Annotated in this window: 13 protein-coding genes and 1 tRNA gene; 6 read left to right on the top strand and 8 right to left on the bottom strand. The window is 62.2% G+C overall.

All coding sequences use genetic code 11. The features are described from left to right. Nucleotides 1-74: 74 nt before the first annotated feature. Nucleotides 75-482 carry a hypothetical protein gene (locus HFX_RS09905; protein ID WP_049917507.1) on the top strand — a complete coding sequence of 136 codons (408 nt, stop codon included), beginning with the start codon at nucleotides 75-77 and terminating at the stop codon, nucleotides 480-482. Nucleotides 483-510: 28 nt separating this feature from the next. Here the strand turns inward: HFX_RS09905 and HFX_RS09900 are convergent, their stop codons facing one another. The 4 genes from HFX_RS09900 to HFX_RS09885 form a co-directional block, all read right to left on the bottom strand. Beyond that, nucleotides 511-1,656: an acyl-CoA dehydrogenase family protein gene (locus HFX_RS09900; protein WP_004060207.1), complete on the bottom strand. Its 1,146-nt coding sequence runs from the start codon at nucleotides 1,654-1,656 to the stop codon at nucleotides 511-513. Nucleotides 1,657-1,770: 114 nt separating this feature from the next. Continuing rightward, complete coding sequence (locus HFX_RS09895) at nucleotides 1,771-2,964, bottom strand: alanyl-tRNA editing protein (RefSeq protein ID WP_014732553.1); 1,194 nt, start codon at nucleotides 2,962-2,964, stop codon at nucleotides 1,771-1,773. Nucleotides 2,965-2,999: 35 nt separating this feature from the next. Continuing rightward, nucleotides 3,000-3,521 (bottom strand): helix-turn-helix domain-containing protein, encoded by a 522-nt coding sequence (locus HFX_RS09890; protein ID WP_004060210.1) that lies wholly within the window; start codon nucleotides 3,519-3,521, stop codon nucleotides 3,000-3,002. A 461-nt stretch (nucleotides 3,522-3,982) separates the two neighbouring features. Further along, nucleotides 3,983-4,067: transfer RNA gene (locus HFX_RS09885), tRNA-Leu, on the bottom strand. A gap of 142 nt (nucleotides 4,068-4,209) precedes the next feature. Between HFX_RS09885 and HFX_RS09880 the strand changes: the two genes are divergently transcribed. Then, a complete protein-coding gene (locus tag HFX_RS09880) occupies nucleotides 4,210-4,776 on the top strand; it encodes a DUF420 domain-containing protein (protein ID WP_004060211.1) in 567 nt (188 codons plus the stop codon). A gap of 398 nt (nucleotides 4,777-5,174) precedes the next feature. On the opposite strand, the gene purF is transcribed toward HFX_RS09880, so the two are convergent. The 3 genes from purF to HFX_RS09865 all read right to left on the bottom strand — a co-directional run bounded on the left by purF (nucleotide 5,175) and on the right by HFX_RS09865 (nucleotide 7,349). Continuing rightward, nucleotides 5,175-6,653, bottom strand: a complete 1,479-nt coding sequence (gene purF / locus HFX_RS09875) for an amidophosphoribosyltransferase (protein WP_004060212.1) — start codon at nucleotides 6,651-6,653, stop codon at nucleotides 5,175-5,177. 292 nt (nucleotides 6,654-6,945) lie between these two features. Beyond that, nucleotides 6,946-7,122, bottom strand: a complete 177-nt coding sequence (locus HFX_RS09870; RefSeq protein ID WP_004042936.1) for a 50S ribosomal protein L37e — start codon at nucleotides 7,120-7,122, stop codon at nucleotides 6,946-6,948. Beyond that, a complete protein-coding gene (locus HFX_RS09865) occupies nucleotides 7,119-7,349 on the bottom strand; it encodes an LSM domain-containing protein (RefSeq protein WP_004060213.1) in 231 nt (76 codons plus the stop codon). Before HFX_RS09865 ends, HFX_RS09870 begins: the two co-directional genes overlap by 4 nt. Nucleotides 7,350-7,756: 407 nt before the next feature. On the opposite strand from HFX_RS09865, the gene HFX_RS09860 reads away from it, so the two are divergent. The 4 genes from HFX_RS09860 (at nucleotide 7,757) to HFX_RS09845 (ending at nucleotide 12,801) form a co-directional block, all read left to right on the top strand. Beyond that, nucleotides 7,757-9,109, top strand: a complete 1,353-nt coding sequence (locus HFX_RS09860) for a ribonuclease J (RefSeq protein ID WP_004060214.1) — start codon at nucleotides 7,757-7,759, stop codon at nucleotides 9,107-9,109. Then, entirely contained in the window at nucleotides 9,109-10,155 is a 1,047-nt protein-coding gene (idsA3, locus tag HFX_RS09855; RefSeq protein WP_004060215.1) for a geranylfarnesyl diphosphate synthase, read from the top strand. Before HFX_RS09860 ends, idsA3 begins: the two co-directional genes overlap by 1 nt. Before the next feature lie 203 nt (nucleotides 10,156-10,358). Next, nucleotides 10,359-12,071 carry a glutamate--tRNA ligase gene (locus HFX_RS09850; RefSeq protein WP_004060216.1) on the top strand — a complete coding sequence of 571 codons (1,713 nt, stop codon included), beginning with the start codon at nucleotides 10,359-10,361 and terminating at the stop codon, nucleotides 12,069-12,071. Between the two features lie 76 nt (nucleotides 12,072-12,147). Further along, nucleotides 12,148-12,801 carry a cyclase family protein gene (locus HFX_RS09845; protein ID WP_004060217.1) on the top strand — a complete coding sequence of 218 codons (654 nt, stop codon included), beginning with the start codon at nucleotides 12,148-12,150 and terminating at the stop codon, nucleotides 12,799-12,801. Here HFX_RS09845 and HFX_RS09840 read toward each other — a convergent pair. Then, nucleotides 12,798-13,277 (bottom strand): DUF456 domain-containing protein, encoded by a 480-nt coding sequence (locus tag HFX_RS09840; protein ID WP_004060218.1) that lies wholly within the window; start codon nucleotides 13,275-13,277, stop codon nucleotides 12,798-12,800. The genes HFX_RS09845 and HFX_RS09840 overlap by 4 nt on opposite strands. Between the last annotated feature and the right edge of the window lie 105 nt (nucleotides 13,278-13,382).

Below are 13,382 nucleotides of genomic sequence, written 5' to 3'. Positions count from 1 at the left end.
GACCGCAGTACGGGACCGGAGTGAAAAGACGCTTTGGGAGAAGGCCTATGCTGTCGCACAGAACACCGTCCTGTGTGTCCCCCTCAGTCCCGGAGCGTATCGCTCCAGTCGCTCCCTCGCTCGTCGTCGTGGCCGGCGTCCTCCTGCCGTGGGTTCGGGTCAGTCCCGCGCACGAGGGACCCGTCATCAGTATCTACCACTCTGGAATGGGAAGCGGCCTCGAACTTCCACACGGGCTCGTCCTCGTACCAACCGTCCTGCTTCTCTCGGCGCTGTCGCTAGCTGGTTATCGCTATCGGCGCGGCGAACTCGTCGTCGGAGCAGTCGGAGCACTCGCAGTCGGCTGGTTCATCCAGTCGTGGCAGGGGACGTTCATCGCGGGACCCGGCACGTGGGTGACGCTCGCGGGCTGTCTGTTTCTCACCGCTGTCGCTGCGATTGGACTCTACCGCCGTCGAAAACGAGTGAAATCGACCGCGTAGAAAGGCTGCGTGGAAAAAGCGCGCGAACTCAGTCGAGGAGCGACCGCGCGATAATCTCTTTTTGAATCTCGCTCGTTCCCTCGTAGATAGTCGTAATCTTCGAATCGCGGTAGTACCGCTCTACGTCGAAGTCCGTCGTGTAGCCGTAGCCACCGTGGACCTGCACGGCTTCGTTGGTCACGTCGACCGCGGCCTCGCTGGCGAAGTACTTCGCTATCGACGCGGCGGTTCGCGGGTCGTCGCCGGCGTCGGCGACGCGGGCGGCTTCGCGGACGAGCATGCGCGAGGCGTGGACCTGCGTTCCCATGTCCGCAATCTTGTGGCGAATCGCCTGAATCTTCGAGATGGGCTTGTCGAACTGCTCGCGCTCGTTGGCGTAGTCGATGGCGTCGTCGAGGGCGGCCTGCGCGAGGCCCACGGCCTGCGAGGCAATACCGATACGACCGCCGGTCAGGATGCGGAAGGCGGCCGAGAGACCCTTCCCCTCCTCGGTGAGTCGGTTCTCGGCCGGGATGCGCACGTCGTCGAAGATGAGCGCCGTCGTATCGGATGCGCGGAGACCGAGTTTCTCTTCTTTCTTGCCGACTTCGTAGCCGGCTTCTTTGGGGACGAGGAACTGCGTGACCGACGACGGGTCGTCGGGGTCCGTCTTGGCGAAGAGGATACAGACGCCGCCGCGCTGGCCGTTGGTTATCCACTGTTTCTTCCCGTTGATGACGTACTCGTCGCCCTCGCGGCGGGCGACGGTCGACATCTGTGCGGGGTTCGAACCAGCCTCGGGTTCGGAAAGACCGAACATCCCAACGGGTCGGCCGCGGGCCATCTTCGGCAGCCACTCTTCTTTCTGTTCGTCGGTGGCGAACTCGGCGATACACTCCGTGGCGAGGCAGTGGACCGAGAGGGCGGTCGCGACGGCGAGTTGGCCGTAGGCGACTTCCTCGTTGACCACCGCGTAGGTCGCTCGGTCGGCACCGAAGCCACCGTACTCTTCGGGGACGGTTAGTCCGGTCAGGTCGAGTTCTGCGAGGCCGTCCCACACGTCTTCGGGGAACGTCTCCGTCTCGTCGGCCTCGCGCGCAGTTGGGCGAATCTCCTCGACTGCGAACTCGTGGACCACGTCGCGGATAGCCCGTTGCTCGTCGGTCAGACCCGTGGCAGACCCTACGGTTTCCATGCTCGTCAGTACGGACCGTCATTGAAAAAGATGATTGAAATGTCGGCGCGCCCGTCAGCGGACCGACCAGTTTGCGGCGCGTCGGCTGAAAAACGGAGGGAGAGAGCGGCCGACTCACTCGCGGAGGTACGCCAACACCTCCTCGGCGGACGCGCCGAGGCCGCCTCCCTGTGCGAACGTCGGTCCACCACCACCGCCGCCGCCGAATTCGTCCGTCACCTCGGAGACGATATCGCCAGCAGCGACGTCACCGGTGCTGGCGACGACGAGGAACGGTGCGTTCGACTCGTCGACGGCGACGAACACGTCCGCTTCGGACTCGTCGCGAGCCTCCTTTGCTGCCTCGCCGACTTCGTTCGCGCCGAATCCCGAGACTGAGCCGAGTTTCCACGTCACACCGTCGCGTTCGACCGTCTCGAAGCTCGCGAGTCGTGCGCCCAGAACCTCTGTTTTCAGGTCTGCGAGTTCGGATTCGAGTTCGTCTCTTGCGGCGACCACGTCGACCGCCGTCTCTCCGAGTGATTCCAGATTCGTCCCGAGTGCGCGGGCCGCTTCGTAGGCTGCAGTCTGTACTTCGGCGCGGTGGTCGACCGCCGAAGGGCCGACCGCGAACTCGACGCGGGTGAGTCCCTCGCCGGGATTCGACCGGCCGAGCACTTCGACCGGGCCGATTTCGATAGTGTTCGAGACGTGCGTACCTCCGCAGGCACCCCAGTCCCAGCCCTCGATAGTGACGACGCGAACCTCGTCAGCGTCGGCGAAGACGCCCTCCTCGGTCTTGACGTTGAACGCGATTTCATCACGGGAGCGGGCTTCGGGGACGGGAATCTCGTCCCACGAAACCTCGCGAGCGTCCCAGACTGCGCGGTTGACCAGCCGTTCTAACTCGACGAGTGCATCGTCGTCCACTTCGGTCGTCGTCTCGAAGTCGACGCGAACTTTCTCCGCGGAGATGTCGAAGCCACCGTAACCGAGGTCGTCGAAGATATGGCGGCCCGCACCGTAGAGAACGTGACTCGCAGTGTGCGCCCGCATACAGTAGGTTCGGAAATCGTCGTCAACGACGCCAGTCACCTCGTCGCCGACCGCGAATTCGGGCGCGGCGGCGAGGTCGTGGACGACGGTCTCGCCTTCGGACCGGACATGTTCGACCTCGACACCGCCGAGGACGCCGCGGTCGGCAGGCTGGCCGCCGCCTTCAGGATAGAAGTACGTCTCGTCGAGAACGACCGACCGGCCGTCGATGCTCGCCACGGTCGACTCGAACGCCCGGACCTCGGGCGATTCGGGTGCGAGAGAGAGTGACATGTGGGCGTCGAGACGCCCAAGAGAGAAAAATCGTGCTACTCGTCGACGAGGGACACGTCGAGGCGCTCCTCGAGCGCGCGGATGACAGAGCCACCGACGTTCGCACGCGTCGCCCGACCCTGTTCGATAGCGAGGAGTTGTTTCTCTTCGAGGTCGAGTTCCTCGGCGAGTTCGGACAGTTGAAGCCCAGCGTCTTGGCGGGCGGATTCGACGGCACCGCCGTATCCCGAGACGAGATACGGGAGTCGGTCCTTCTCGTAGTTCGTCCCTTCTTCTTCCCAGTGTTTCGAGTCGCCTTTGGCGCTATCGTACATCTTGGCCGTCCGCTGGGCGGCGCGCTTGCGGCGACTTCGTTCGGAGTCGTCGCGGGTGCTGTCGGTCGATTCGCGCTTTTGGTCGGTGTAGCGGTTCTCCCCGTGCGGTGCGCAGTCCGGACAGACAAGGAGGTCGGCACCGGCCACGTTCGCACGGCGGAGTTTCGCCGTCGTTCGACCGCAGAGTTCGCAACTGTCTCCGTCGGAGCCACCACCGCCCCGGTTTGTCGAGTACTTGGCCATGGCGCGTGTTACTCGTTCTACCCTTTTAAACTCGCGGCACGGAGTCGGTTTGCAAAAGAAGACAGCGCGGTCGCTGTCGGTGCGGTGTAGGTACGGTGTAGAAACCCACCGAGAGGTATCTCTCAGGGGTGTAGTGTTCGGAAGGATTGTGCGTGGGTGATGTCCATGTAGGAAATCACCTGCATCGTTCGGCGGCTAGGCCGCCTCACTGGCGGAGTTTCACTCCGCCCATGCGATGCGTGGGACCGGATTTGAACTTCCGAGACTCACGTTGCTCGTCTCGACGTTCGAATCCGGCAGACCGGATTCTCACCGGCGGACCGCTACAGGACAGCGCGGTCGCTGTCGGTGCGATGTAGGTACGGTGTAGAAACCCACCGAGAGGAATCTCTCAGGGGTGTAGTGTTCGGAAGGATTGTGCGTGGGTGATGTCCATGTAGGAAATCACCTGCATCTTGCGATGCGTGGGACCGGATTTGAACCGGCGGACCTCTACAGGACAGCGCCCTCAACGCTGCGCCGTTGGCCTGGCTTGGCTACCCACGCTCGCTGTGTCTTGCTGCATTCTTCGTTACCCCGCGGTAATTTAAATGACTTTCCTTTCGATTCGACAATGTCGGGCGTTTGCAGGCGTCGTGGAGCGGGCGTGGACAGAACGATTTTGGCGTTACGGCCCTCCAATACGCCTATGGAGTTTCGTGCACGCGACCACGTCCGCGGCCTGACCGCCTTCCTCTCGGTCGTCTCGCTCGCACTCGTCTTCGGCGCGGTGCTCGGGGCGATTCCACGCGCGGCGATTCCGACCGCACCCGACGCCGTGTTCGACGCGATTCCACACGCGAACGCCGTCATCAGCACCGCCGCAATCGTGACTATCGTCGCCGGTGTTCGGTTCATCAAACGCGGCGAGGTCGAGAAACACCAGCGCATGATGCTCGCTTCGTTTCTCCTGTTTGCGACGTTCCTCGTCCTCTATCTCTACAAGGTCGTGGTCAAAGGGACGACGCCGTTCCCGGCCCAAGGGCCGGAAGTCGTCTATCAGTTCATCTATCTCCCGACGCTGGCGATTCACATCCTCCTCGCCGTCGTCTGTGTTCCGGTCGTCTACTACGCCATGCTGCTGGCGCTGACGCGACCCATCTCGGAGGTTTTCGGGACACAACACGCCCGATTCGGTCGCATCGCCGCGTCGCTGTGGCTCGTGTCGTTCGTCCTCGGAAACGTCGTATACGCGCTTCTCTACGTCATCTACTAAGGCGCTGGAGGGGACAAAACGGGATAAGGGAGTTCCCCGTCTGGACCTCACTGCGATGTTCGCTCGCAACCGCGGTCCCTCAGACGGGTAGTAGTACGTGTCTCGACCGGCAGGTCGCAGAGACGAGGTGGGCGGGCATTCCCGCAAATACACAGCCACCCCGTCTTTCAGTATCGCACTCCGTACTCCGTCTCGCTACCCGGTACTCAGCGAGTCGAAGTACGCGTTAAACTACGAACGCCGGGTAAAAGAAATCCCCCGTTGATTATGTTATCGGGTTTTTCAGTGACTGTTCGAGATTGTGATAAGACGCGGCAGCACTGAGATTGTAACAACTTCCGACGGAAGCGGGAGAGGCGGTGTTCACGCACGAACGTTGAGCGTCCAAGCAGTGGCCGTTAGTCGCTCAACGGCGCATCAGCGTCGACAGCAGGGCGAGTCACGTCGCGGTCGGTCTCCTCGCCGTCGATGTCGTAGGGGTACTCGCCGGTGACACAACCGAGACAAAGGTCGGCGCGGGACTTCTCGAGAACCTCCGCGATAGCGTCGATAGAGAGGTAGCCGAGACTGTCGGCGTCGATTGTGTCGCGCACGTCCTCGACCGACTTGTCCGAGGCGATGAGTTCCTCTCGCGTAGCCATGTTGATACCCATGTAACAGGGGGCGACGATGGGCGGCGCACCGATTCGCATGTGAACTTCGGCCGCGCCCGCATCGCGGAGCAGTTGCACGAGTTGCGTGGAGGTGGTACCGCGGACGATACTGTCGTCGATGAGCGTTACAGACTTACCTTCGACGGTGCTCTTTATCGGGTTGAGTTTCAGCCGGACGGCGCGTTCGCGCTCGTCCTGTGTCGGCATGATGAACGTCCGGCCGACGTATCGATTCTTCATCAGTCCCTCGGCGAACTCGACGGTGGCACCGTCTTCCTGCGCTGCTTCGGCGTACCCGGAGGCGAACGCGCGCCCGGAATCAGGAACAGGCATGACGACATCGGTATCGACGCCGCCTTCTTCCCAGAGTTTGCGCCCGAGTCCGCGGCGCACCTCGTAGACGAGCGTGTCGTTCATCACGGAGTCAGGGCGGGCGAAGTAGACGTGTTCGAAGAAGCAGTGGGCCGTGTTGTCGCGTTCGACCAGTTGATACGAATCGAACCCGGTGCCGTCGGGTTCGAGGACGATGAGTTCACCGGGCCGAACGTCGCGGACGAGTTCGCCGTCGAGGGTGTCGATGGCGGCGGACTCGGAAGCGAGAACGTAGCCGTCGTCGACTTTGCCGATACAGAGCGGGCGATTTCCTTCGGGGTCGCGCACGCCGAGGACCGTCTCATCGTGCATAATCGTGAGCGCGTACGAGCCGTGGATTCGCTCCATCGTTCGCTTGACTGCGCGGACGAGGTCTTCTTCGAGAAGGTTGCGCGCGAGGTCGTGGGCGATGACCTCGGTGTCGCCCGTTGAGGTAAAGGCGTGACCGACGTTCTCCAGTTCGTCTCGGAGTTCGTCGGCGTTGACGAGATTTCCGTTGTGTGCGAGGCCGAGCGACCCCGATTTGAACGAGACGGCGAACGGTTGCGCACACGATTTCGAAACGTCGCCGGCGGTTGGGTAGCGGACGTGGCCGATACCGGCCGAGCCGTTTAACCCATCTAAATCGTCCGCATCGAAGGCGTCGCCGACGAGACCCATCTGGACGTGGCTGTGTTGTTGGAACCCATCGTGGGTGACGATACCCGCAGACTCTTGTCCGCGGTGTTGGAGGGCGTACAGCGAGTAGTACAGGGGTCGTGCAGCGTCTCGACCGCCGAGTGCGACGCCGACGACACCGCACTTCTCGGTCGGTCCGCTAATGTGGTGGGAGTCGTCCCGCCCAGTTGCCATAGAAGACGGTAGAGAGTCGAGGAGGTAAAAAACCCGTCCTTATGCAGTAACAACGGGGTCTAGAACCGAATAATATACAAGATTGTGTATTGGCAATTGGTGTATTTGCACATGTTTTAGACTATTGATTCCGTGAGTCCACAGAAATCGAGCGGAGAAAGTGATGGCTAGTGATAGCTAATAGCACAGAATTGAAACCTGAACGGGTGTCAGGAACGCAGTGTCATTCTCGCCGCCGAGCGGCGAGATAGAAGACAGAGTGACGGTCGGGGACCGTCCAGAGTCGTTTCCGTTAGTTGTCGCCCGACTTCGACTGCCAGGCGTAGCTGCGACGCTTCTTCGACTTACCGAAGCCGCAGGACGAGCAGACCTTCTTCTTCACGTGGTAGGACTTCTCACCGCAGCGACGGCACTTGACGTGCGTCGTCTTGTTCTTCTTTCCTTGGCTAGGGGTTCCTGCACCCGTCATGCTTTGATGGTCACGACGTTATCGCCGCGTATAATGGTTGTGTCTTGGACTTGCTCGAGTTCGATATCCCCGGGCACGGAGTCTTCATCTAGCGCTTCTTCGAGTACGACGTTCATGTGCTGGTCGTAACCAGCGAGGACGCCGAAGTATGCATTTCCGTCCTTGAGGAGAACCGTCACCGGTTCGTCGAGTGACGCTTCGAGGACGTCGAGGGGTCGGCCGCTCATGTTTCAAATCCGTCTCGTAGTTATCTTAAAGGTGCCGGACCGACCGAACCGATATTCCTATTTTTCAGCCTCAGTGAACGTGATATTTCGACGGAATCGACCGGTTGGCCGCTCGTATCTCGACGAAAGCGCCTGACTGGCCACTCGTGTGTGCGCTCACCACGGCGGGCGTGCGGGCGCAGTGAACCCACGTAGTTTTTAGTACCCCCGTGAGTAGATTCCAGTACCAGAAACCCGCGGGTAAGTGCGGACGTGCCCAATCCACGCGATTCGGGCCGTCTCGCACGCGGGGTCAATCGACCGACGAGCTGCAAGACGCCGGGGCCGGTGGCCCCCAGACGCCCGTCTTTCCGTGAGCACCCTCGCCACCCAGTGGCTTTCGATGCTCGGAACTATCGAGACAAACCATGGAAATCGAAATTGCAACCATAGGCGGATACGAAGAAGTCGGCCGTCAGATGACGGCCGTCCGTGCCGGAGACGACGTTGTCGTCTTCGACATGGGTCTCAACCTGTCGCAGGTCCTCATCCACGACAACGTCGAGACCGAAAAGATGCACAGCCTCGACCTCATCGACATGGGCGCCATCCCGGACGACCGTGTCATGAGCGACCTCGAAGGAGACGTAAAGGCCATCGTCCCCACGCACGGCCACCTCGACCACATCGGGGCAATCTCCAAGCTCGCCCACCGCTACGACGCGCCCGTCGTTGCGACGCCTTTCACCATCGAACTGGTGAAACAGCAGATCGAAGGCGAGAACAAATTCAACGTCAACAACGACCTCGTCAAGATGGAAGCCGGAGAGACGATGTCCATCGGGGACTCCGGACAGGTCGAACTCGAGTTCGTCCACGTCACTCACTCCATTATCGACGCCATCAACCCGGTCGTCCACACGCCGGAAGGCGCAATCGTCTACGGGCTTGACAAGCGTATGGACCACTCGCCGGTCCTCGAAGACCCCATCGACATGAAGCGCTTCCGTGAGATTGGCCGAGAGGGCAACGGCGTGCTCGCGTACATCGAAGACTGTACGAACGCCGGCCGGAAGGGCCGTACGCCCTCCGAGTCCGTCGCACGTCGTCACCTCAAGGACGTTATGACCTCCGTCGAGGACTACGACGGCGGTATCGTCGCCACGACGTTCTCCTCGCACATCTCGCGTGTCTCCTCGCTCGTCGAGTTTGCCAAGGACATCGGTCGTCAGCCGGTTCTCCTCGGCCGCTCGATGGAGAAGTACTCCGGTACCGCCGAGCGTCTCGGCTTCGTCGACCTGCCGGACGACCTTGGGATGTACGGCCACCGCAAGTCCGTCGACCGTACCTTCAAGCGAATCATGAAGGAGGGCAAGGAGAACTACCTGCCCATCGTCACGGGCCACCAGGGCGAGCCACGCGCGATGCTCACCCGCATGGGTCGCGGCGAGACCCCGTACGAGCTTGACGACGGTGACAAGGTTATCTTCTCGGCACGGGTCATCCCGGAGCCGACCAACGAGGGACAGCGCTACCAGTCCGAACGTCTCCTGCGCATGCAGGGTGCACGCATCTACGACGACATCCACGTTTCCGGTCACCTTCGTGAGGAGGGCCACTACGAGATGCTGCAGGCGCTCCAGCCCCAGCACGTCATCCCGGCTCACCAGAACCTGAAAGGTTTCGCTCCGTACGTGGACCTCTGTGAGTCGCAGGGCTACGCCCTCGGTCGTGACCTCCACGTGACGCGGAACGGTAACATGATTCAACTGGTGGAGTGATGAGCCCGGACGCGACGGAACAGCGAGTACTCGAGGCGATTCGCCAGCGACGCGAACTCATCAACGACGCACTCGACGAAGATGTACCGATGGCCGAGCCAGCGCGGCTCTATGAGGCCTCGCGGTACCTCATACAGGCCGGTGGAAAGCGCCTCCGCCCGACTGTGTCCCTCCTGACTGCCGAAGCCCTCGCGGATGTCGAGCCGATGTCGGAGGATTACCGCTCGTTCCCGACGCTCGCAGGCGACCCCATCGACGTGATGATTGCCGCCGGGAGCATCGAGGTCATCCAGTCGTTCACACTCATCCACGACGACATCATGGACGACGACGACCTCCGACGCGGCGTCCCGGCGGTCCACAAGGAGTACGACACGGAAACAGCGATTCTCGCCGGAGACACGCTGTACGCCAAAGCGTTCGAACTGCTGACGAAGACGGGAGCAGACCCGGCGAACAGCCTCGAAGCCGTTCGACGCCTCGCCACCACCTGCACCCAGATTTGTGAGGGACAGGCCCTCGACATCGAGTTCGAGCGTCGCACAGAGGTGCCCCCGGATGAGTACCTTCAGATGGTCGAACTCAAGACTGCAGTCCTCTACGGAACTGCGGCCGCCGTCCCGGCGGTTATCATGGGTGCTGACGATGATGTTGTCGAGGCGCTCTACCAGTACGGTATGGAATCCGGCAGCGCGTTCCAGATTCAAGACGACGTGCTCGACCTGACGGTCCCGTCGGAAAAACTGGGCAAACAGCGCGGGTCGGACCTCGTCGAGAACAAGGAGACGATTATCTCCCTGCACGCCCGTCAACAGGGTATCGACGTGGACAATCTCGTCGATGTCGAGACGGCGGAAGAACTCACCGAGGACGCTGTCGAAGCCGCCGTCGCCGAACTCGACGAGGCAGGCAGCATCGACTACGCCCGCGACATGGCCGAAGACCTCACCGAACAGGCGAAAGCGCGCCTCGACGTCCTTCCCGACAACGAGGCCCGCGACCTGCTCCGTGACATCGCGGACTACCTCATCACCCGCGGATACTGACGGCGCATCGCGCTCGCCGCTCGCCAGCCGTCTCCGACCCATTACGTCTTCTTTGCGTTGTCAACTCGCCACGAGTTGTATCGTCGTCGCCGCAACCCATATCTATGCAGGAATGCTAGCAAGTATCGTACCCCTGCCCGCGCGAGAATTACCCTTCCCGCAATCCGGGCCTGTTTTTACGCGCGCCGCGGAATCGGACGGTAATGGACGACGACCTTCGAGAGCGCATCGAGCGAGAGGCGGAGAAACACGCCCTCCTCAATGCGGTCAAACACGAAAGCGACGCCGACGTAGGTGCCATCATGGGCCCGCTGATGGGCGAAAACCCCGACTTCCGACAACACGGCGGTGAGATTCCGGGACTCATCGGACCCGTCGTCGCGGAGGTCAACCAACTCTCCACCGAAGAAAAGCGCGACCGACTCGAAGAGCTCGCGCCCGAGGAACTCGCCGAGATGGAAGCCGAAGAAGAGGAAGACGAGTCGCTGCTTCCCGACCTCCCGAACGTGGAGGCCTACGACGAAGTCCGCATGCGTGCGGCTCCGAATCCCAACGGCCCGTGGCACCTCGGCCACGCCCGAATGCCCGCAGTCATCGGGACGTACAAGGAGATGTACGATGGCTCCTTTATCGTCCGCTTCGACGACACCGACCCGGAGACGAAGCGACCCGACCTGACGGCCTACGACGCCATCCTCGAAGATATCGAGTATCTCGGCTTCGAGCCTGACGACGTGATTCGCGCCTCCGACCGCGTGGAGACCTACTACGACCACGCTCGCGAACTCATCGAGATGGGCGGCGCGTACACCTGCTCGTGTTCCGGCGAGGACTTCTCGAACCTGAAGAACAACGGCAAGCCGTGTCCCCACCGCGACAAGGACAAAGAAACGACGCTGGACGAGTTCGAAGCCATGGTCGATGGCGACTACTCGTCCGGCGAGATGGTTCTCCGCGTCAAGACCGACATCGAGCACAAGAACCCCGCCCTGCGCGACTGGGTCGCTTTCCGTATGATAGACACGCCGCACCCGCGCGAAGAAGCCGAAGACTACCGCGCGTGGCCGATGCTCGACTTCCAGTCCGGCGTCGACGACCACCTCACGGGTGTTACCCACATCATCCGCGGCATCGACCTTCAGGACTCCGCGAAGCGCCAGCAGTTCGTCTACGACTACTTCGGCTGGGACTACCCCGAAGTCGTCCACTGGGGTCACGTCCAGGTCGACGCCTACGACGTGAAGATGTCCACGTCGAGCATCAAGGAACGCATCGACGCGGGCGAACTCGACGACTGGGACGACCCGCGCGCGCCGACAATCAAGAGTCTCCGCCGCCGTGGCATCCGCGGACAGGCCATCGTCGACGCGATGGTCGGACTCGGCACGTCCACCTCCAACGTCGACCTCTCGATGTCCACCGTCTACGCGAATAACCGCGACCTCGTCGACGACGAGACGGACCGCTACTTCCTCGTCCGGGATGGAGAGGCATTCAGCGTCGAAGGTGGACCGGACACCGCGCACCCGCCGCTTCATCCGAGCTTCGAAGACCGCGGCACCCGCGACATCCCCGTCGACGATAGCGTCCACCTCGAATCCGGTGACATCCCCGCCGAAGGCGACCGCGTCTGGCTGAAAGGCTTCGGCTGTGTCCGCCGCGAGGACGACACCCTCGTCTACACCGACGACGACCTCGATGTGGTCCGCGAGGGTGAAGTCGACGTGATTCACTGGGTACCGACCGAGGGCGTGCAGGTCCGCATGCGCACCATGGACGGCGACGTGGCTGGCGTCGCGGAACCCGACTTCGGTGACGTGCGCGTGGACGAACTCGTCCAGTTCGAGCGCGTCGGCTTCGTGCGCGTGGACGACCGCGGCGACGACGAGACGGTCGTCTACTTCGCGCACAAGTAAGCCGCCGTCCCGTTCGACCCTCTCGCGCAGTCCGACACAAACACTCGTTTTACCGACGGCCGTCGTAGCACCACTCGTGACCCTCGTAGACCTCACTCGCCGCGTCGAATCGGGGATGCCGACGTACCCCGGCGACCCATCCGTCTCGGTCGAATCGCACGCCGATTTCGACACGGACGGCTACCGCGTCTCACGTCTCGAACTCGGAAGCCACGCGGGGACGCACGTCGATGCCCCGGCGCACACCGAACCGGACGGCGCGACGCTCGACTCGTACTCGGTTGACGACCTTCGGTTTACTACCCGACTCGTCGATTGCCGCGATATCGGCGCGAACGAACTCGTCGCGCCCGGCGCGATTCCGGACCGCCTCGAACCGGGCGTCGACTGTCTGATATTCCGAACTGGATGGGAAGCCGAGTGGGGGACAGACCGCATGGTCGACCATCCGGCGCTCGCTCCCGAGACGGCGCAAGTGTGCGCCGACCGAGGACTCGCGGTCGGTATCGACGCACTCAGCCCGGACCTAACAGGTGGGGACGATGTACCAGTCCATCACGCACTCCTCGGGGCGGAATTACTCATCGTGGAGAATCTCTGTGGATTGGATGCACTTCCCGTAGACCGGACGTTCGACCTGTTCGTCATGCCGCTCCGTGTGGATGCCGACGGCGCGCCCGCTCGGGTCGTCGCGGAGGTCGGAAGCCAGTTGAGCCTGAACGGGGGCTAGAGCAGGACGACGAGGGCGAATCCGACGAGCATCGAGAACGTCAAGAGCACCTGCACGACTGAGGACGCGAGGACGCCGACTGTCGCGTAGAGAGCGCGACGACCGCTCTCTTCTGCGTCTTCGTGTTCGTAGTATTCGACGAGAAAGACGGTTCCAGCGACCCCGATGAAGATGCCGAGCGGGCCGAGCAGGAACAGGAGGACGAACCCAACGAGACCGGCGAGGAGCGATGTTCGGTTCGATGCACCCCCGACGCGGGCGGCGACGAAGCCAGCCCCATAGTCAGCAGCGAGTGCAGCGAGTCCAACGAGGAGGAGGCCGACGAGTCCAAGGAGACCGGGGTCCGAGTAGCCGGTGGACCACCAGTAAACGAGAACACCGATAACCGAAAGGAGGGCACCGGGGAGGAGCGGAAGCACGCTTCCGACGACGCCGAGGACCAGGAGGGCGACTGCGACCCAGAGGAACACGTCCATGCCGGGCGTTCGGCGTGCAGGATAATCATCCCAGCGGGGAGCCAGCCGTTCCTGTGTTCGCTCTATTCGGCCTCCAGTGTCCGCTCTATTCGGCTTCCAGTGTCC

This window comes from Haloferax mediterranei ATCC 33500, assembly GCF_000306765.2.
GTDB classification, from domain to species: domain Archaea; phylum Halobacteriota; class Halobacteria; order Halobacteriales; family Haloferacaceae; genus Haloferax; species Haloferax mediterranei.
This window is presented reverse-complemented; position numbering and strand designations above follow the sequence as displayed.